This window comes from Chryseobacterium sp. UNC8MFCol, assembly GCF_000482305.1.
In the GTDB taxonomy this organism is placed as follows: domain Bacteria; phylum Bacteroidota; class Bacteroidia; order Flavobacteriales; family Weeksellaceae; genus Chryseobacterium; species Chryseobacterium indologenes.
In genome coordinates this window covers 123,934-144,079 of the sequence record NZ_KI535291.1, presented here as the reverse complement: position 1 = coordinate 144,079, position 20,146 = coordinate 123,934, and the positions used below count along the sequence as shown (strand labels likewise).

The following is a 20,146-nucleotide window of genomic DNA, read 5'->3' as shown; positions in this document are numbered from 1 at the left end:
ACATAAATAACAACCCTCTGAAAGATTATCGTTTTAATCTAACATCTTCATATTTTTTTCTTTCCGTCTTAAGAGAAACGAGCCATTCCAGATACATCCCTTCAGGCATATTTCTATACCCAATCTTGTGAATATAATTGTACTCTTTGTTCAATGACGAAAGAAGTTCCTTTGCTTTTGGATCAGATTTTTCCATTTTCAAATATTGTTCCTTGTGAGTTTCTGCCCGCAATAGTAATGCTGTTATTAAATTTGGACTGACTTTCAAGGCCCTTTCAGCACATTTTAGCGCAAAGCTCCCGTCACTTTCAGGAAAAGACCGTTTATAAGCATTCGCCAGATCGACTAAACATAAACCGAGGCTTTCGCGATTATCTAATGCTTTCATATAAATCCCATTTTCAATGGCATTTAAGTGAATAAATCCCGATGCCATCAACCAGGCGTCCTGCGGAAAGATACCGCTGGTTAATTCTGTATTATACCAGCCAATGGATTTTATATTATGTTTGATATAAATATGGTTTGGTGCCAGCGCAAGATTTGCTTCAACGCCGATTTCCTCCGCAAGAATTTTATAGAGGTAAGGTAATGAATTACAATTTCCTCTCTGCGTAGTTACCAGTTTTGAAACAAAAAGGCTTGTCAGATCTTTGTTTCCGAAAACATCTTCAAAATCGTATGTAAATGGTTTATAGTGTACCATATCTTGATCGATTAAAATAGGTGTCTCTTCACATATAACTGAAAAAATCGATGCATATTTACTAACTTTATCTTTATCTGTTTCATTATAAGTAAGCTCCCGATTTCGAAGAATAGTTTTACAGAAATTTGCCATAAATTTTATTTTCCTGTTTACTTCAACCGTATCTAACTTACCTTGATAATATGCATTCTCCGTACTCAGGACAGCCACTTTAAAACTATATTTCTGCTTATCATTGAGCATATTATCAATAGTTAAATATGCTTCATTATAAAATCGGTTCTCCTGCGATTTCACCAAACCGGCAATGAAAATAAATAAAGAGATATAAAAGTATTTCATAATTAGGTTCCCAAAAATGGGTGTATTTAATTGTTCTGATTATCCAGATGATCAATGATATCGATCACCAATATATCATCGGTTTTCCGACCATATTGTGAAAGGAAGTGATCTATTAAGAAACAAAGCTGGTTAAGTGAGCAAAGACGTTCGAACCATATTTGTTCTTCTTTTAGTAATCCCACCATATCGTTGCGAGATCGAAAAAATTTATAATCTGCATCAGTACTTACCGTGAATTCTGCATACAGAATAATGTTCTCGTAGTCGGTATTGCTCAGGTCACCACTAAGCAGTTCATTGATTGTATTCGTCCTTACCGCCTTAATAATTTTATCTAATTTCATGGTTATCCACTTTTCATAATAGTTTCAGTCAACTAGATTCAGTACTTTCCAGCCATCATCTTTTATAAAACCTACCCAAAATTTATTACTTACCGTTGAGCCATCTTCAAATATTATCCTTTCCTCAATAAACTGCTGCCCTGCCCGACTATCAAGCAATGTAAATACCCTTTCTATGTTTTCGAAATTTGGAAATCCATTCCTTTCAAGATCTTCTAATAATGATATTTTAAGAACGGTTTTAATTTTTGAATGTATGTCCTTGCTAAATTCCAAATTGCTTTCAAGCAGAACATTTTCAGCTTCCATATCAAAATCCTTACACGAAAGAACACCTTCCATATTTTTTTCACTGTAAAAATTCTCAAGTGCAATAATTGCCCCTTCCGCAGTTGAACGGTCTGCCTTAAATAAATCATTTCCAAGATCAATCCGAAATCCACAGTGTATCTCGAAATCAACCTTTTTATCTTCCGACAATGTCTCATTGTAATATCGAATTGTATAACCTCCAATCAACCGCTGATCCACAATTAACATCCAATCTATAGCCTCAGCAATCAAAATACTATAGACCTCGTTGTTTTCTGGCAACACGCCGTGGTAACGGCCGTTCTCAACTCTGACATTTTCCAACCACACAAAAATTTCGTTCTTATTCTTAAATTTAATGGCCGAATAACCGCAATAACCATCACCAATTATTTCATTGAAATACCAAATTGTGTTTTTTGCCTTATATAATAAGTAGAGATAATCGTCATTTATCTCGAATTCTAAGATATTTTTCATTTAGTGAGTCAAACTAGGCGGGTGTTAAATTCTTGTATTAAGATGCCTAAAAAAGCTCCTAACACCCTAAGTTCTTTTACAAGATGTATACAGTTTTTTATTACTTTACAGCAATCTGCCATCCATCAAAAACACTACTGTTCTTTTCTGCTATTTTAGACATATCTTTTGCCCATCCAACAACTGCCTCTTCGTTAATTGAGACAGGCATTGTGTAACCAATCACGGCAAAATCCTTTTTATCCTGGATCTGCCTATATGCAGCCGTATACCCCATTAGTTCTAAGTATTTATTTAATTTCTTTGCATTTTCCGCACTTGAACATATAAAGAAGAATTCAATTTTATGTTTTGAATTTCTTTCAATTCCATTTTTGTACAAATCAATAACCGCCTTTCTATCTAACTCCTCTATGGCCTTTTCGTCATCAGAATACGTCGACTCAATAATCTTGTAGTCTACAACAGAAGACGAATCAACAATCACTTTGTCTGTCTTCTTATCGCAAGAAAGACTAATTGCAAGAACTAATAATACAATTAATACTCTAATCATCTCTGCGCTTTTTAAGAAAAGTCTGGATAAACGAAATTATATTTTCCAATCTTGATTCTTTCTACGATAGCAAATGGGGGAATTACAATTCCTACCTCCGCGTTGGTATTCTCGCCTACCAGTTTACCTACCTTTGTGAAATCTTTATCATTAATTTTCCACACATACCAGTTTTCGGAAACCTTTATAGGTTCTTCACCGACTTTTTTGCCATAATCATTTGTATCTCTAAATAGAATATTGTCTATGGCAGGATAAACAGTACTTTTTCCCTCCTGCGTAAACAAAGCTTGTTTTACTCCGATATTAATCATTGTATGTGCATGAAAGTCAATCTCTCCCGCTGTTACTTCCGCAAAATCAGGAATTTCATTACTTGGATATTCTCTTTTGAAGGAACGGATAACGTCACTATTTAATTGGGTTAAATCGTTTGCTATATATTGAAAATATTTCTTTTTCCCATTATCCAATGTTACTGAAAACATATCACCGATCTCCGTTTTAACTCTTTTTGCCATTTTATTTCTTTTTAAGGTGCTTTAACCCCAAAATTACTCCAATATTTGGGAGCAATTGAATTTATTTTATTTAATAACTGACCTCCATTTTTCTGTAGTCCATACTGATTGATCAAATTCTGTTCTGCTACGCGAGCTTCCTGCAATGTCATTCCAGAAGCACCTTCTATTTGTCTGAAAAATAGACTGCCCTTCTCACCGCCCTTAGCAGCATGTTGAGCAAATCTAGAAGCAAATGGCTGGCTGGTTCTTCCAATATACTTAACTTCCCCTGCAGCATTTAAGCCTTCATATAATCCATGTAGCTTTTCCGTTGTTTCGGTAGCAACTGTTGCCCTTCTAATAATAGCATTTAGAGCACCTCCTGTTACTGCACCAATGACAGCATCCTGAACTAATGGATTTTCCGCAACAAGTGTTTGAATCTCCGTTTTTCCTCTTGAATCTGGAATTCCGCTTATTGTTGGAGCATTAGGATCGCCAAACATCGCCATACTTAATCCAGGCGCCATATCGCCCGCGTGAATTAGGGGATCTAAATTGGTCATAACCCCTAAGGGTGCTAAAAGAGAATTGTTGGTATAAGAACCATTAGCATTTAACGCTGTTGTAGTTCCATTTTCAGTTGTATAAGTTCCTGATTTTCCTAAATAGGTTTCATTAGCTCCAGCCGTGGATTGACTTGTAGCATTGTTATTCCAATAAACAGTATTTGATTCCCTATTATGCACCCAATCAAAAGCCGCTCTTCCATCAGGATCAATATTTTTAATGGGATTATTAAAGGCATAATTGTAAGGTGTCCAATTCGAAAACTCCTCGCTTAAAGGATCGGGACTGATCCACCTGCCATGCGTATCACCAATCGGTTGTGCATCGGGATCATCTAAATTTACTTCAATAAAATCAACGATTTCCCCTTTTTTAACATTAAAAGCAACAGAACCAATGGTAACAATACTATCCTGATCATGAAATTCAAGATACTTTCCCTTGCTCAGCGTAGCTACCTTCGGATAATAGCCATATTTTTTAAATGGGTTACCCGCCTCAATATTTTTTCTTCTTCTTTCCGCCTCAACTGGCGTTAAGGAATCTCTGGTTTTTAGAACCTCACTCATGTAAGGTCTTGCTTTTTCCTCTTTGGTAAGTTTTACCGGATTGACCCACACCTTTTTGCTGGTCAATTTCTTATTCTGTTTTACCTGCGCTTGGTTAAATCCAATAAAAAACAGCAGAATAAATAATAAAATCCTTCTCATATTTAAGTTTGTAATTCGAATTATCTGGTTATAAAAATTCCTTTGGAATAGCATACACTTTAGGACTTTCCTTCTTAGGTGTAATTGCCTTTACTTTTTTAGCTTGTTCACGCTGTTTTTGAGCGTTGAGTAGTCTTACCCGTTCCGCAATCTCATCACTTTTTTGCTTATTTTCAGTGCTTTTTAATGAGCCTAACCATTGTTCATACTGCTCTGGAGGCATTTGGGCAAAACCTGATTGATCGATGTAATCAAAACCAGCCTTGATACCCAGAAACTGATCTTCCAGCGGCGGATAGCTTCTGATCTTTTGCAGCTGTTCTTTATTTTCAGGATCGATACCTACACGGTTACAGGCCTGCATAAACCTCATTTGGTCAGCATTACTTTTCCATAGAGTTGCGTTAATATTGTTCGGATTCAGTTCCAGTGCCTTCCCCAAAACTTTGGCAACAAACTCATCATAGCCAAACTTGTGTATATACCCACTGGCGAGATCCACATAGGTCTGAGAAAGAACATCTTTCTTTGTTAAATTTTGCATATAAAGCTTATTCTTGAGGGCTTCAGCTTTAATATATCCTGAATTCAGAACAAAGGAATTTGCTGAAAACATGCCGTTGGTCAACTCTACGCTCAACACTTCGCCATCATTATCCTTAAAACGTATATAAGAATGGTTGGGTGACATAACCAAAAAGGCTTCTGCACCGATCTGTTCTGCCAAGATCAAATACAACAATGGCATAGAATGACATTGTCCACTGTTTGTTTTCATTAGTTTGGAAACAAACATTTTACTGTAGTCCTTTGCACCCATATAATCATCAAAATCATATTTGACTGCTTTGTGGACAACTTTTCCATTCTGCTTGGTATCCTGTGCAAAGTATTTGAAAATTGAAAGGTTTTTAGCAACATTGTCAGATTCATCAATACCATTTTTCTTAATATCTTGCCTGATTATCGAAGTCGCTTTCTGTATCTGCTGCTGATAAGCCGACTGAAAATTCCTGTCATTATTGTTGTATGCATTTTCAACGATAAATACAGCATCTGCAAGTGTATACCCGTCGGGATCGAGCTTTAGTAAATTATCATAGGCCCTGTAGTAAGAATCAGTTCCTTTCTTTTCGGATAAAGAACTGAGATTATAGCGTTTTGCATCAGCTTCTTCCCTTATTAAAGCCATCTGGCGTTCAACCTCTTTGTTAATCTCTTCCTGATCGTCTTGGTGGGTAGTCTTTTTTTTATAAAGATTTGAATTAGCATTAATATTTGGGGAGGCAGGTCTAGGGGTGGGTTGATTATTCAGACCCGCAGGTATACTGTAAAGATTGGTGACATTAGGTCTTTGCGGCAGATTTGGAATCTGTCCATAGATATAGTGATAGCATAAAAATAAGCTAAATAATAATATTTGTCTCATCTCATAGGTGTGTTTTTTAAGGTTAATTTTGGCTTCGCAATATATTTTAATTTATAACACTAGGGTATCCGTATTTTCACGGAAATATTATCAGATTCTCTGATCGATTGTTCTTTATCAAAGATCTAAAAGCGAAATTATTCTGTCAGAACGACAAATCATGTCGTATAATAGATAAAATTATAAGGTATTAAACTGATGCATTCCTGGGAAAATACAAAAGGCATGAAACCAGATACGTCATCTTTGAGAGGTACTGCGAAGAACCCATAACCTAATGACGACCTAGCCCATGCCCGTATGACGATGCACAGGCGTAAGTCTGTCAATAGGAGGTTATTTGGAAGTTTCGCAGTTTTCTCAAACCTTTTTGACAGCTTACGCTTTATTTTCGATAAAATTTAGGGTGCTAAGATATAAATATTTTTATAAACGATAATTATTATCACTAAAATATGATATAGCTTTCAAAAATTCTGATAAATGGTTAAAATCGCCGATAAAGTATAATTCAGTTAAGTGTTCACACCACAAAAATGCAAATATATTACTAAAATAGACAATTTTAATAAATTATACTTAAATTTGTAGAACTGCGAAAATCCTAAATAACCTAGAATGCCGTTATTTTCACGTCATACAAACAATCATGATCTTATGTTTCAGCAAATTTATGATACATATTGGAATCGCATTTTTGTTATGGTGGCCCGAAAAGTCAAAGACCGCGATGATGTATTCGACGTTATGCAGAATATCTTTTTTCATCTATGGATCTACAGGAATTCACTTACCCAGCGCAACGCTGAAAGTGCAATCGTAAAAACTTGCGTTCAGGAGATTTCAAAATACTTCACGAATCTGAATAAGCAACCTTATACCACAGAACTAAGTAATCTCCAATTACCCGATGACTCTGCCGAAATGCTCCAGGCTCAGCTTGAAAAAGACAGAGAACTCGAACTTTTGAAGTTGAATATTGACCAGCTTCCTCCCATAAGAAGGAAAATTTTCACCATGAACAAGTATGAGGGCATTACTCAGGAAAAAATCGCAACACAACTCAATTTATCTACTAAAGCTGTAAAAAAACAGATCGGAAAGGCACTTATATTTCTTCGAGAACATCAAAACCATTCTTAAATTTTGTTAAAATCAGTTAATTTCAGTTAAAGTTGTGTTTACATGGGGGGCTATTATTGCCGTTTTCGGGTATACATAATAAAGCCCTTTATTATGAACAGGAGAAAACACTCCCAACCAACTGCGATAGATGAAGCAAAAGAGTTATGGGATAGCCTCACAAATGATTCAGACGCAGATATAGAGCCTCCTACAGTGCAGGAAGCAAAAGAGTTTCATCAAAAACTTTATGCGAGAATAGAAGCACATGAAGCACAAAAGAGAAGGAGAAAGACGTTCCGTTATTCTTCCATGCTGATCGCCGCTTCCCTGGTCATTATTTTTAGTATAATAGCCTACAGAACGCTCCTTCTACCTGATGTATATAGGGCATATCATGATGATTTGAAAGTTACTTTAAAGGATGGATCAACAGCTATCTTGGCAAAGGGAGCTATATTAGCGGTCGAGAAATCATTTCCAGCAGCAACAAGAGATGTCTTTCTCACAGGGGATGCAGTTTTTAATGTAACCAAATCCAAAAATCATCCCTTCATCGTACATGCCGGACTTTATGAAACAAAAGTTTTGGGTACAGTTTTTAAAATTTCTCAGCATAAAAAAACCTTCAATGTTGATCTGTATGAGGGCAAAGTGCAGGTAATAAAAACTGAAAAACCAGCGGAAACATTTATTCTACATCCAAAAGAAACCTTCTCCAATCAAGGCTCAAAAGATGTTGCGACCATTGTTGATACTAAAAGTACAGGTCAATCTCAAACCAACAACTCGGCGACTGTTTCATTAACTGATTTAGAACTTTCTAATGCCATAAAAATTTTAGAAAATACCTACGGCATAAAAATTCGGTTCCCGCCAGCAGTTGCAAATTCAAAAATTAGTGCTACAAAAGAAAAAGCCACAGCAGCGGATTTGATAAGACTCATCTCACTCAAACTGAACCTAAAAACCACAAAAATAAATGATAAAACATTTCAATTGGAGGAATAGACTATGGGCAATCCATACTCCTGCCCTAATTCCGTACTCCTAATGAACCTGGTGTGGAAGAATACAATAAAGAGACCGACGGGTGCAACCGTCGGCCAAGAAGTATTCAACCAATAATTGTTCGATTGATTATTAATTATAAATACTAATGCAAAAATAATGAAAAAACTTTGCAGAGCAGTACTATTGATTCTCTTCTTATCAATACGCTGCCAAGGGCTGTATGCCCAAGAAAAACTCTTCACAAAGAGGGTAAATTTTGAAACTGGAAAAACAACTGCATCAGAAGCTGTAGGGAAATTTCTATCAGAAAATGTAAAAGATAAGATTTACTCAAACGATGATCTTAAGGATTATTCGGTTCAGCCAACTAAATGTAAAAATGAACTGGTAATGGACTGCCTTAATAAAATTTTGAGGGATGTTCCTGTCGAAACTTTTATCGACAATAATAGCGTTATCATCAGGCCGAAAAAAAATAAATCAACCTCGGCAACTATCGAAAACTCATCCCCTATACTTGCTAAAGCCGATACCACAACCACAGTCTATAATACAAAAGTTATTGATGAAGTTATCCTGAACGCCGGATACTATAAGGTCAGCAAAAAAGAACAAACCGGAAGTATTGCTAAAGTTAGCGCTAAAGAAATCGAAAACCAGCCTATATCAAATGTGCTGGCAGCAGCACAGGGACGTATGGCCGGGGTCAGCATTGTGCAGAGCAGTGGTGTTCCTGGCAGTGGCTTTCAAGTCCAGATTAGAGGTAAAAACTCGTTAAGAAGTGATGGCAACAATCCGCTGTATATTGTCGACGGCGTTCCAATAGGTAATGAAGTGAAAACGTTTGGATTTACATCTGCCATTTTGCCTATGTCAAGTATCAGCCCTTTAAATAGTATCAATCCGAATGATATCGAGAGTATTGAGGTGCTAAAAGATGCGGATGCGACCGCAATCTACGGTTCCCGCGGTGCAAATGGGGTCATTCTCGTCACAACGAAAAAGGGTAAATCAGGCAGGCTAAGCGTGTCATTAAACTTATCATACGCACTCAGTAACGTAATGTCGAGATTGAAAATGATGAATACTGAACAATATCTCAGTATGCGGAGGCAGGCATTTTTCAATAGTGGAATCAGCACTTATCCAGCAAATGCTTATGACGTTAATGGTACATGGAAAACGGACAGGTACACTGACTGGTCTAAAAGTTTAATAGGAAATACAGCAACCGCATCCAATACCCAACTACAATTAACAGGTGGTAGTGAAACAACATCATTTCTTCTAAGCTTGGGGCATAATGAACAGTCCACTGTTTTTGGCAATGATTTTAAATATACCACAAATAGTATCACCACTAATATTGCACACCGGTCAAAAGACAAAAAGCTGAATCTTGCGGTTTCAAATATGTTCAGCATTCAAAAAAACAATGTTATAAATTCGGACATCACCCGAAGTGCATTTTCTCTATCTCCAAATGCACCTGCCCTTTACAATGATGATGGCACACTGAATTGGGAGAATAATACCTGGAGCAATCCCGTTGCAGCTTACAATGCTACATACTCGAACCAAAACATCCAGTATCTGACAAATCTTAACATCGCATATGATCTGTTTAAAAATATCATACTAAAACTAGGTGGAGGGGTTAATTATCAAGCTTTTCAGGAATGGAATATCAGTCCAAATACCATCTATAATCCTGCGTATGTAACCGGACAGTCAAGTGCCTATTCAAAGGCTTCCAAAAACAATCAGAATAGACTATCTTATATCCTGGAACCACAGATTAACTGGAAATTCAGCCATGAAAAACATGCCCTTGATATTTTGGTAGGAGGTACATTTCAAAATGAAAACAACTCTTATGGCTCAATGAGCGGTACAGGCTTCGAAAGTAATGCACTAATCCACAATATATCCGCAGCAAAAACAAAAACAATCGAAGATCAATACAACACGCAATACAGATATGTCGCATTTTTTGGAAGAGTAAATTACCAACTTGATAAAAAATATATCCTGAATATCACCGGTAGGCGTGACGGATCAAGCCGTTTTGGACCAAATAAGAAATTTGCAAATTTTGGCGCGGTAGGTGCAGCATGGCTATTTTCCGAGGAGAATTTTCTGAAAAATTCGAGTTGGCTCAGTTTTGGAAAATTACGTGGAAGTTTTGGAACAACAGGTAGCGACAATATTGGTGATTATGGGTATCTGGATACCTATACCGTCTCTTCATCCATTTACGATGGTATAACAGGTCTGCTCCCTTCCCGCCTGTTCAATCCCGATTTCAGTTGGGAAAAAACCAAGAAACTTGAAGCTGCAATCGAAGTGGGATTATTCAGGAATAAAGTAAATATTAATACCGCCTGGTACCGCAACCGTTCATCCAATCAATTAGTGGGCTACCAGCTACCTACAATGACTGGCTTTTCCTCTGTACTTGCGAACTTGGATGCCACGGTGCAGAATACCGGATGGGAATTTGAATTGAATGCCAGACCATTTTCCAAGGGAAAATTCCAATGGGAAACTTCATTTAACATAACTTTTCCCAAAAATAAACTAATTTCTTTTCCGGGACTAGACGGCTCAACATATAGTAATACCTATGTTATTGGCCAACCAACCTCAATTGTTAAGTTATTTAATCTTGAAGGAATCGACCCTAAAACCGGGACTTATATTTTCACAGACTACAATGGAGACGGCAAAATCTCTTCTGCGGACGATGCCAAAATAGTTGAAAACATCGGAGTAAATTTCTTTGGCGGTTTAAGCAGCAGCTTACATTATGAGAACTGGGATTTCTCTTTCTTATTTCAGTTTGTAAAACAGAAAAGTAGAAATTACAACTACATCATCCCTTCTCCGGGGATAATGAACAATCTTCCAGTCGAAGCGTTGGATGTCTGGTCGCCAGAAAATCCGGCTGGCTTTTATCAGCCATATAAGGCCAATGCATCGCCTAACCATTCAATATTCCAGAATAGTACGGCATCTGTAGCAGACGGGTCCTTTATCAGGCTAAAAAATGTAGAATTAGCTTACAATATCCCTTTAAAAAACACATCATTCAGAAGTATAAGGATATACTTTCAAGGCCAAAATCTCATCACGTGGACAAAGTATTTTGGCATTGATCCGGAATTCACAACTATTGGCTACCTCCCGCCTTTACGCACATTCTCATTTGGTTTAAAATTAAATCTTTAAAATATCTCAAAATGAAAATACACATATTTATATATACAATACTGGCGATTTTACTACTACAGGTTAGTTTATCATGTGAAAAAATCCTGGAAGTAGACGTGCCCGAAAACCAGATTCCTACTGAATCCGTTTTTGAGACCGTGCAGACAGCTCATGCTGCACTTGCTGAATTATACGCTGGATTATGGAACAGTTCACCGCTCGCTGGGAACCAAACAGGTAGATTACTGGGAAGTTATACGGACGACCTTACCTATTATGGAACAAATTCTACGACGGGACTTTACGATATTTTTCAAAATCAGCAGATTGATAGCAATGCTGCAATAAGTACATACTGGGCCTCAGCATACAGATTGGTGTATGTATCAAACGCCATATTGGAAGGGACAGAAAAATCTACAACAATTCCTGCCACTGAAAAGCAGCGAATCAAAGGTGAAGCACTATTGGTAAGATCAATACTGTTCTTCTACCTACAACAAATTTTTGGCGATATTCCCTATCCTACTTCAACAGATTATCAGATAAATCAATCCTTATCAAAAATCCAATCATCAGAAGTGCTGACCCAATTGGAAAATGATCTCAACACCAGCATATCATTACTTACTGATGCTTACAGAAGTACAGAAAGGATCATTCCTAACCGTAAGGTTGCGCAGCTGATGCTTGCAAAAATCTATATGCTACAATCCAAATGGAATAATGCTGAAACTTTATTGCGAACTATAACTCAAAGCTCCCTTTATCAACCTGAAAATGATCTCAGCAAGGTTTTTACAAAAAGTGGATCACATATTCTGTGGCAATTAAAACCAAAAAACAATGGCGATGCAACCCAGGAAGTAACTGCCTATTATTTTACAGGGGCAGCCCCTTCCAATTATGCGTTATCCCAGAACTTGGTAAACATCTTCACAGCTGCCGACCAGCGTAAAAATCAGTGGATGGCAACTGTTACTGTAGGACAAAATACATGGTACAGGGCCGCAAAATATAAGGCACTTACAAATAATACTTCGGAATTTTCAGTTGTATTTAGATTAGAGGAGGTGTATCTCCTTTTAGCGGAAACGCTTGCCCAACAGGATAAAATAGCTGACGCACTTCCTTACCTGAATGTAACAAGACAACGCGCAACATTGTCAGCACTTGTGATGCCGATTTCAAAACAGAGCTTACTTGATGAAATCCTATTAGAAAATAGAAAAGAATTCTTTACTGAAATGGGGCATCGATTCCTCGACCTTAAAAGGATGAATAGATTAAATGACCTTCTACCCATTAAAACAAATTGGAAAAGTTACCATAGCTTTTGGCCTTTGCCGCAAAAAGAGTTATTGCTAAATCCTAATCTGAACCCACAAAATACCGGATACTGATTATGAAAAAGATATTAATTTTTCTATTAATCCTTCTAAATATTATAGGGAACGGCCAATCTAAGGTTACTTATGATACTTTACAGCAATGGATATCAAGATATCACACCATAAATAACCTTACCTATTCGCCCGATACAAACTTTGTGGCTATGCGAAAAATATATTCGACCAACAGCGATACCGCGGTAGTATTGGACGCCAACAGAACAAATAACCAGCTGGCAACCATACTTAAAATGCCAAATAATATGTTCTTAAAAAACAGCAGTTTATTCTCCTACGGAAATGGAATAGCACAGCATAGCAATTTACATAAGAAATCAACGGTTAAATATGAAAATGTGAGATTTGCAGATATCCTTTTTGAACTAAATCAGTACCTCATTATGGATAAAAGTGGAACATTTAAACTGTATGGTTCAGCGAATGAATTATTGCAATCAGTGGCAAATAGCCAAATGTTTACAACAGACAAAAAAAATTTATTATTTCTGAATTTTAAAGAAGGAACAATAAATAAAGTAGCACGCATAGATAGTGATAAAAAAGTAATTTTGTTTGAAACCCAAAAGGAAATTACGCAAATGTTGTTCCCTCCTTCTGGCAAGGATCTCATTCTCTGCATAACAGATCCGAAGACCCGTAAATTGCAGCTGGTATTTATTGATACGCAATATGGAAAACAAACAATATTATCAGGTATTGAGCCACAAAAAGCTGACTTCGTTGAAGTATCTCCGGTTAAAGATGGTAAGGCATATTTTATTACCTTCGCAAGTCGACGAAAACCATCTAAGGAGAATTTTTTAGATATATGGTACGGGAGAGATAATAATCTAGGCGCTAAACAGGCAGGATCAACAGACTACCTTTATTATCTATGGAGCAAGGATACAAACAGGACATATCAGTTACCCAACACTTATCCAATCTACAGTAACATTGACAGTGAGAGGTATGTTTTGGCTTTTAATCCATTGGAGGAATTTAAGAATCTAACATTTCATCCATTCCTTAATCTGAAACTATATGATACATTAAGGGGAACTTTTACCGAAATTTTTCATCAGGTTACAAAGGACATCGTACATTCCTCTGACGGCCGTTTTATTATCGCACTAAACCCAAAAGATCAAAAATGGAACCTCTATGAAGTAGAAATTGACAGACACATAATTATTGATAATCAAAGTTTACAGAATCCTACGTTTTCCGAGGATTTTAAAAACATCCTATTTGAAAGTTCCAATGACGTCTATATTTTTGACATAAAAAGCCAAACACTATTCCCAGCTGGAATTTCAAAAGAACAAGAGGCTAGAATTTTAAATGCTGAGCGAAGAACCACGAATCCTGTGTTTGGGTTTAAAATGAATATGTTTAGCAGTAAACGTCCACTTTTGATTAGAACAGTAAATAAAATTTCAAATAGCAGTACTTACAGTTCTTTTTACAAAGCCAAAATAAAAACTGTCATTCCTACAACAAAAAATCGGATTAAGGACATTAAGTACGACCAAGATTTGAAGAATTTAGTAACAATCGAAGAGAACTACAATATGGCACCCAAGATATTCTCTTTGAAAGCTGGAAGCAAAAAGAAAATCGAAATTTTTACTACTAAGGATAAGACTGGACAAACTCTAAAACAGGAAATTATACAATATAAAAATTCTCTTGGAATACCTTTGAAGGGTGTCCTTTACTATCCCACAGGATATGATCAAAGTAAAAAATACCCAATGGTGGTTTACATTTATCAAATTAAAAGCACGCTATCCAATTTTTATTCCCTTCCAGCAAATGAACCTACAGGCGTAAATAGACGTACCCTTTTGGAACATGGTTATTTTGTGTATGAACCGGATATCGTCTTTGATGGTGGAGGACCTGGTCTTGCGGCATTGGACTGTATAAATAGCGCACTCGATGCCTTATCCACATACACTGCCATTAATAAAAATAAAATTGGACTGACGGGCCATTCCCTGGGCGGATATGAAACCAATTTTATTGCCACGCACTCCGACCGATTCGCCGCTTTTATTGCAGGTGCAGGATATAGTGATATAACTTCCCGCTATTTTTCCTATGATTATCATGAACAAAAGCCTAATCACACCAGATTTGAGACCGGACAGTATGAAATGAACAAACCTTTTTCGGAGGATAAACAACTTTATCTAAAAAACAGTCCAATAAATTACGTGGAAATGGTTAAAGCGCCTGTTCTGATTTGGAACGGTGTTAAAGACGATATTGTACCTGCTGAACAGGCTATGGAATTCTTTATGGGACTAAAGCGGAACAATCTTCCTACAATCGCACTATTCTATCAACAGCGAGAACATGATCTGGGATGGAATACCAAAGAAAGTATGGATATGAACAGAAGATCACTTGAATGGTGGGATTATTTTCTAAAAAATAAAACCAATATTCCTTGGATCGAAAAAGAAATTAAAAGGGATGCTACATAGCATCCCTTTCACATTTAAAGCCAACGTCTAAGGTAAGATTTCGTGCAGAACCTTTCCACATTCTGTTGGACTGATAAATCTTTGCAAGTCCACAGAATTATCAGCAGACCAGGTACAAACAGGATTGGTTTCCTCTTCACCACACATTTGTTCGGTCTCAATACACAGACCTTGGCTTTCATCAAAGCGATAAGCTGTTTCGTTAAATTTTGCCATGTTTCCGGCAACTGCTGCTCCGGCACCCATTGCTACAATGAGTGCAGGCAATAATAATTTTTTCATCTTAATTTGTTTATAATTTCTCTGCCTACTCTTAGTGGAGGTTTTCGGCTTCCCCTCTTACGTAATTTTTTTTGATAATATCGCGAATGCGGTACCTTACCACTTCGTCTCCACGTAGAACATACATATATTTCTCAGTTATCAAAAAATCATGCATTTTCATCTCCTTTTTATTATATATGTAAAAGCTTCCAATGTATTCCTGTCGGTCGGTTCTATACATATCTATCACCTTCGCGGCTTTCCAAGCTTCCCTCGATTCAAGCTTACCCATGAGATCAGATTGGTTAAAGAGTACTCCACCGAATGCAACACTCTGACGGTTTACCTTCAATGGGGGTGCGTTCATTTTGTGTCTACCGTCAGCAAGTTTTGTTATTTTGATCTGGGCAATACGTGTTGTATCAATAGTATTGAACGTATTCTTTAACCTAAGCCGATTATCCATAATTAGGTATTCATTTCTATAGAGGTAGGTGTAAATCAAGTTGTTCTGAGACTTGTCATAAGTTATGTTACCATCTACATCGAACACACCATCGATCTGCTTTTTTAAATGCTCTGGAAATAACTTTATCTTAGGGTCTGAATTTAGATCAAGGAGTGCCAGTGTAAATTGTTTCGTCGCGCTGCTCTGTGTTCTCAGCGCAAACCGTGCTGAATCCAAAACAATAAGCTGATTAAAATAGGCATCTTGAAAACTTAAAGTTTTAGCATGTGGATTTCCTAATCTACCACGGTAAATTATTGGTATAGTACCGTCATAAAAATAGTAAAATCCATTATTGACCTGCAACCTCAAATTAGAAAATTTATGGTTCATATTGTCTGGCTCGATCTTCATTAACTGCATGCTATTGAGTGCTGTATCTGCGGTCGTCAAAATCTGCGGAAAGATCCTATTTCCAAGATAGATATGTTCATCATCATAACCAGCAAAATAATAGTCAGGTCTGCCCAGGTCAAGAATCTTTTTTTCTTCAATAACTGGATGAACCAGGAAGCGTCTTGTGAAATTATTTTCCTTTTTCACAATGTGCTCTGACCCTAGAAATAATAAAATTACAATTCCGCAGCTCAGCACAGTTGTAATAGTCGTAAAAGCTAAAGTTGTACGCATTTTAAAACCGCTGTTCCTACTGAGCGCCACGATTGCACCAAAAGATAATAAAACAAAGCAAATATTGAATATAAGATGTTCTTTCCAATCCAATTTTTCCAGTATACCTCCACAACTACAGGGTATGAAATCACTATAATTCAATATGAGGTAGATGTAAATAGTGAAAGCGATCATTAATGCCAGTGATGCGTATAACCCTAGAAGCCTGCTAGCGGGCAAACATAACGCAATTGCTACCACAAATTCGATTATCAGGATCAGGTATGATATAATTCCTGCGTACGCACTTAATAAAGGAGACTGAGCAAGTTGTACCTGGAAGTTTGCAAAGTCCAACAACTTACTGGCAGCAGCATATATAAAAAGCAATGCAAGAAGAATGCTTACCGTCTGTACAAAATACTTTTTTATGAAGCTTATCATAATCGCTGGCATTGATTATGACAAATTTCGGTCTTGTGCTAAAAATAAATATTGACAATATTAACAATTATATACCAATATGCAATAAACTTATACCAATATGCAACAAAAGTATGTACAATAGTAACTAAAAGAATTATAAATTAGCTAATCGAGGAATTGTTGTCAGACCGACGCCATGACGCGTAAAAGCTTTATACATATTCTGATAATCCAGAAATCTGTTTTTAAATGCCACTTCCTTTAAGCTCATCGGTGTAAATATAATATCGCCTACAGCATCCAGCATTTTTCCCTTTAACCAAAAACTGTAGAAAGAATCGCCAAAGCAAATTTTACAGTCACGTTGAAAATTACTATAATTATATCCTTGGCTTTCAATAAATTCCTTTAACGTCTGGCTATTATTGGGATTATAGGATTTCACTATCTCCTTAACATAAATAACATTTTGAGGGGTGTTTTTAATTTCCTCTTTAGGTAAATTGAGATCAACTAGATGCAAAAAGCCCCTCTTTACACTCTCTGCCCGGCATAAACCTACTACCAAATGCATATTACTTTGATCCGTATAACGAACTTGAACCGGAAATACATCATTAAATGCAGGCCTAGTCTGGTTAAGATTACGTACCACCTCTTTAATCGACCGATCATAACCATTATCTTCCGCAAAGCTGTAATAGCCGAAATGATCTTTGGTAAACGCATTTTCCGGTATGAATTCAAGGTTTTTTAAAAAAGAAAAATAAAAATCAGTAACGACTTTAAAATGCTTAGATATTACATGCAGATCAGAAAAAAGGACTGCGGACTTCACAAAATTTAGTTTGCAAAATATAGATAGATTTTGCTCAGCTAAAGCATCCAATAATGCGACGATGTAGAAATTCATTGTATCTTATTTTGTTATCTTAAAAGACCGATGTCAGCTTCAGCAATAAAATAAGTTTCCGTATAGTGTAATATATGGTCTATCGTATGGTCAATTTAATCTTTTTACCATAATAATGAAATAATAATGTACAAATCACATTTAATGTGCCCGAACTTAATCGCCAAACTATTAATTGTAACAAGAAAGGACAGCCTAATGGCTGTCCTAACAAGCATGCTTCCACTCTGGTAGTGTATGGTTTCTGCTTTACAAATATCACAAAATTTATGAAAACAAATTATCTAACCGGCCCAATAATGATCGGACCTAGCTTTTTGTTATTGAATTGAAAAGAAATTTGCTTTTCATTACCAAAACTATCAACTATCCACACGTCAAATTGTTGTGAAACTAAAGATTCTGATGTATAATACAGGCGAAATTCTTTTTCTCCCAACGGATAAAGATCGTTTGGCAAATAAGGTTTATATCCCGCATAATTTAAACTGCCCTGCCCATCATTTTGAAAATACCTTAGCCGATATGTATTATTTGTATAGTTTCCAGAGGAAATTATGGAAAAGCGTATTTCCACACTTTCACCAATCCCGATCTCCTTTGGAACAGGCATCACCTTCACTTCAAAAGGAAAAACCTCCTGCACATCCAAAACCTCTTTCTCACAACCGGAAAGTAATGTAATACCAAGAATGGCAATAAAGCCTAGAAAAGCCGAACCTATCGACATTTTCATCGTATTAAATATATATTTCATTTTATTCTCTGATTTTTAAAAGTTAAAACGTAAGCCTATGCCCGTCGATGGTCTAAACCGCTCAAGATCGGTTCCCCATAAAACCCTTATACGACCTTGCAGCATAAATACGATTCGGTCTGAAAGATACGTCTCGAGCGACAATCGGCCGCCCGTCCCAAAAACAAATCCATTTTTGTTTTTTAGAAGGCCGCCATCAAAAAGTATGCTGTCGCCCCTATTGACAGATTCATAGCCTGCAACTGCTGTTACACCTCCGTTTAGCGTAATAACTTTCCTTGCATCCGATAGAAGCTTCTTACTATACCCTATCTCTCCCAGAAAGTCCTCCAAAGGAATTTCCCAATTTTTGTAATCTATGGTCTTTCGTTGATATTCCAGTCCCCAGATCCAGTAGTTGCCATGTTTTGCAAAACTGTTGAGTGTCAGATTTAAATAGAAATCTTTGCCTACCCTTTCTGTATTTAGAAGTCCCGTATTAATTTCCAAAGATTTCTGTTTATACACCATGCGCTGCGCACACAATGGACTGCTCATAATGGCTAGTACTAAAAAGATGATATACTGTTTCATGCTTCTCTGCTTATTGATTAACCTTGATATTCATTTCAGATACGGGCTTAGCGGCAACCAGGTCCGAATTCTCAACCTCCAGCACCTGGTTTCTAGCTCCATTCCTTTCAAAAATTTCAATCCGAAGTACCTGCTCATCGGTGATTGTAAACTGATCAAGAAGTATCACATTGCCAGCGATCGAATTATCTGAGATTACATCAAGACCTGGATACTGCCTTAAAGGAACTAATTGTTTTTCCTGAGAAACCGTCCTTTTTGCAATTTGTTTATCCTCGATTTTATAAGTACAAAAATCTACTACAAAAGGTACGTTCGATTTATTTTTCACTTCCAGATGGACGTAAAACTTACCGTTATGGACGTAAATACCTTTGAGAAGCGACTGAATTCTATACGACCTGGAAGCGATGTGACGGACATATCTTTTATTCTGCTGATATATGGTCTTCAGTACAACTTCTGTTAAAGAAGGTGGATTAAAGCCAAGCTCTTCAAATTGAACGTTTCTTCCTTCCTCACGCTCAAGGTCATTTTTCATTTTCTTTAGATCGTAACTCAAGGTATATGGATCAGCATTGTAAATAACATTAAAGCTATAAAATTGCCCATCCTCCGTAATAACGGTAAAGTTAGTTTCCTCTGCAAAATCCTTAACTGCTGCCTTTATACGAAGGACGTTCTGCGCATCCTCAGCTTTTTCCGCAATCAGATAATTCGATCCCAGGTCTGTGTACCTGATCGCTACCGGAAAAATCAGGTGACAGGTTTTATTATAGGTAACTTCCAGCCTATAAGGTTCGACCCTTCCCGCTTCAAGAGACTGTTGTCCAAAGGTCTTGATGAACAGTGATACAAAAAGCAGGATCATAAGTATATTTTTGATTGATATCATAGTAT

At 36.8% G+C, this 20,146-nt stretch carries 18 protein-coding genes; 5 read left to right on the top strand and 13 right to left on the bottom strand.

What is annotated here, in order from left to right; translation table 11 throughout:
- Positions 1-25: 25 nt before the first annotated feature.
- The 7 genes from M030_RS24495 to M030_RS0118370 all read right to left on the bottom strand — a co-directional run bounded on the left by M030_RS24495 (position 26) and on the right by M030_RS0118370 (position 5,958).
- The gene (locus M030_RS24495) at positions 26-1,051 is read right to left on the bottom strand and encodes a hypothetical protein (RefSeq protein ID WP_034722854.1); all 1,026 of its coding nucleotides are present in this window, start codon (positions 1,049-1,051) and stop codon (positions 26-28) included.
- A 26-nt stretch (positions 1,052-1,077) separates the two neighbouring features.
- Complete coding sequence (locus M030_RS0118395; RefSeq protein WP_027374840.1) at positions 1,078-1,398, bottom strand: hypothetical protein; 321 nt, start codon at positions 1,396-1,398, stop codon at positions 1,078-1,080.
- Between the two features lie 24 nt (positions 1,399-1,422).
- Entirely contained in the window at positions 1,423-2,190 is a 768-nt protein-coding gene (locus M030_RS0118390) for a DUF2314 domain-containing protein (RefSeq protein WP_027374839.1), read from the bottom strand.
- Between the two features lie 100 nt (positions 2,191-2,290).
- The gene (locus M030_RS0118385; RefSeq protein ID WP_027374838.1) at positions 2,291-2,746 is read right to left on the bottom strand and encodes a ribonuclease E inhibitor RraB; all 456 of its coding nucleotides are present in this window, start codon (positions 2,744-2,746) and stop codon (positions 2,291-2,293) included.
- Between the two features lie 11 nt (positions 2,747-2,757).
- Positions 2,758-3,267: a hypothetical protein gene (locus tag M030_RS0118380; protein ID WP_027374837.1), complete on the bottom strand. Its 510-nt coding sequence runs from the start codon at positions 3,265-3,267 to the stop codon at positions 2,758-2,760.
- A gap of 11 nt (positions 3,268-3,278) precedes the next feature.
- Entirely contained in the window at positions 3,279-4,529 is a 1,251-nt protein-coding gene (locus M030_RS25915) for an RHS repeat domain-containing protein (RefSeq protein ID WP_027374836.1), read from the bottom strand.
- A 28-nt stretch (positions 4,530-4,557) separates the two neighbouring features.
- Positions 4,558-5,958 carry a hypothetical protein gene (locus tag M030_RS0118370; protein ID WP_027374835.1) on the bottom strand — a complete coding sequence of 467 codons (1,401 nt, stop codon included), beginning with the start codon at positions 5,956-5,958 and terminating at the stop codon, positions 4,558-4,560.
- A 657-nt stretch (positions 5,959-6,615) separates the two neighbouring features.
- Here M030_RS0118370 and M030_RS25055 point away from each other — a divergent pair.
- From M030_RS25055 to M030_RS0118345, 5 genes are all read left to right on the top strand, one after another.
- The gene (locus M030_RS25055) at positions 6,616-7,101 is read left to right on the top strand and encodes a sigma-70 family RNA polymerase sigma factor (protein WP_185097401.1); all 486 of its coding nucleotides are present in this window, start codon (positions 6,616-6,618) and stop codon (positions 7,099-7,101) included.
- 93 nt (positions 7,102-7,194) lie between these two features.
- Positions 7,195-8,091: a FecR family protein gene (locus tag M030_RS24485; protein ID WP_051585169.1), complete on the top strand. Its 897-nt coding sequence runs from the start codon at positions 7,195-7,197 to the stop codon at positions 8,089-8,091.
- Between the two features lie 159 nt (positions 8,092-8,250).
- Positions 8,251-11,325, top strand: a complete 3,075-nt coding sequence (locus M030_RS0118355) for a SusC/RagA family TonB-linked outer membrane protein (RefSeq protein WP_027374833.1) — start codon at positions 8,251-8,253, stop codon at positions 11,323-11,325.
- 11 nt (positions 11,326-11,336) lie between these two features.
- Positions 11,337-12,710: a RagB/SusD family nutrient uptake outer membrane protein gene (locus tag M030_RS0118350; protein WP_027374832.1), complete on the top strand. Its 1,374-nt coding sequence runs from the start codon at positions 11,337-11,339 to the stop codon at positions 12,708-12,710.
- Between the two features lie 2 nt (positions 12,711-12,712).
- Positions 12,713-15,193, top strand: coding sequence for an alpha/beta hydrolase family protein (locus M030_RS0118345; protein ID WP_027374831.1), 2,481 nt, complete (start codon positions 12,713-12,715; stop codon positions 15,191-15,193).
- 27 nt (positions 15,194-15,220) lie between these two features.
- On the opposite strand, the gene M030_RS0118340 is transcribed toward M030_RS0118345, so the two are convergent.
- The 6 genes from M030_RS0118340 to traN all read right to left on the bottom strand — a co-directional run bounded on the left by M030_RS0118340 (position 15,221) and on the right by traN (position 20,117).
- Complete coding sequence (locus M030_RS0118340) at positions 15,221-15,460, bottom strand: hypothetical protein (protein WP_155860277.1); 240 nt, start codon at positions 15,458-15,460, stop codon at positions 15,221-15,223.
- A 46-nt stretch (positions 15,461-15,506) separates the two neighbouring features.
- Positions 15,507-17,033 carry a DoxX family protein gene (locus M030_RS0118335; RefSeq protein ID WP_027374829.1) on the bottom strand — a complete coding sequence of 509 codons (1,527 nt, stop codon included), beginning with the start codon at positions 17,031-17,033 and terminating at the stop codon, positions 15,507-15,509.
- A 124-nt stretch (positions 17,034-17,157) separates the two neighbouring features.
- On the bottom strand, positions 17,158-17,916 hold the full coding sequence (locus tag M030_RS0118330) for a helix-turn-helix domain-containing protein (RefSeq protein ID WP_027374828.1): 759 nt from the start codon (positions 17,914-17,916) through the stop codon (positions 17,158-17,160).
- Positions 17,917-18,196: 280 nt separating this feature from the next.
- The gene (locus M030_RS0118325; RefSeq protein WP_027374827.1) at positions 18,197-18,673 is read right to left on the bottom strand and encodes a DUF3872 domain-containing protein; all 477 of its coding nucleotides are present in this window, start codon (positions 18,671-18,673) and stop codon (positions 18,197-18,199) included.
- A 15-nt stretch (positions 18,674-18,688) separates the two neighbouring features.
- Entirely contained in the window at positions 18,689-19,210 is a 522-nt protein-coding gene (locus M030_RS0118320) for a conjugal transfer protein TraO (RefSeq protein WP_228375285.1), read from the bottom strand.
- A 46-nt stretch (positions 19,211-19,256) separates the two neighbouring features.
- Positions 19,257-20,117 (bottom strand): conjugative transposon protein TraN, encoded by an 861-nt coding sequence (traN, locus tag M030_RS0118315; RefSeq protein WP_228375283.1) that lies wholly within the window; start codon positions 20,115-20,117, stop codon positions 19,257-19,259.
- Positions 20,118-20,146 lie beyond the last annotated feature (29 nt).

Coding starts and splice junctions, on each gene's coding strand:
- M030_RS24485 (WP_051585169.1), top strand. CDS start 7,195: ATGAACAGGAGAAAACACTCCCAACCAACTGCGATAGATGAAGCAAAA.
- M030_RS0118385 (WP_027374838.1), bottom strand. CDS start 2,746: ATGATTAGAGTATTAATTGTATTATTAGTTCTTGCAATTAGTCTTTCT.
- M030_RS0118335 (WP_027374829.1), bottom strand. CDS start 17,033: ATGCCAGCGATTATGATAAGCTTCATAAAAAAGTATTTTGTACAGACG.
- M030_RS24495 (WP_034722854.1), bottom strand. CDS start 1,051: ATGAAATACTTTTATATCTCTTTATTTATTTTCATTGCCGGTTTGGTG.
- M030_RS0118330 (WP_027374828.1), bottom strand. CDS start 17,916: ATGAATTTCTACATCGTCGCATTATTGGATGCTTTAGCTGAGCAAAAT.
- traN (WP_228375283.1), bottom strand. CDS start 20,117: ATGATCCTGCTTTTTGTATCACTGTTCATCAAGACCTTTGGACAACAG.
- M030_RS0118395 (WP_027374840.1), bottom strand. CDS start 1,398: ATGAAATTAGATAAAATTATTAAGGCGGTAAGGACGAATACAATCAAT.
- M030_RS0118380 (WP_027374837.1), bottom strand. CDS start 3,267: ATGGCAAAAAGAGTTAAAACGGAGATCGGTGATATGTTTTCAGTAACA.
- M030_RS0118390 (WP_027374839.1), bottom strand. CDS start 2,190: ATGAAAAATATCTTAGAATTCGAGATAAATGACGATTATCTCTACTTA.
- M030_RS0118350 (WP_027374832.1), top strand. CDS start 11,337: ATGAAAATACACATATTTATATATACAATACTGGCGATTTTACTACTA.
- M030_RS0118325 (WP_027374827.1), bottom strand. CDS start 18,673: ATGAAATATATATTTAATACGATGAAAATGTCGATAGGTTCGGCTTTT.
- M030_RS0118355 (WP_027374833.1), top strand. CDS start 8,251: ATGAAAAAACTTTGCAGAGCAGTACTATTGATTCTCTTCTTATCAATA.
- M030_RS0118320 (WP_228375285.1), bottom strand. CDS start 19,210: ATGAGCAGTCCATTGTGTGCGCAGCGCATGGTGTATAAACAGAAATCT.
- M030_RS25915 (WP_027374836.1), bottom strand. CDS start 4,529: ATGAGAAGGATTTTATTATTTATTCTGCTGTTTTTTATTGGATTTAAC.
- M030_RS25055 (WP_185097401.1), top strand. CDS start 6,616: ATGTTTCAGCAAATTTATGATACATATTGGAATCGCATTTTTGTTATG.
- M030_RS0118345 (WP_027374831.1), top strand. CDS start 12,713: ATGAAAAAGATATTAATTTTTCTATTAATCCTTCTAAATATTATAGGG.
- M030_RS0118370 (WP_027374835.1), bottom strand. CDS start 5,958: ATGAGACAAATATTATTATTTAGCTTATTTTTATGCTATCACTATATC.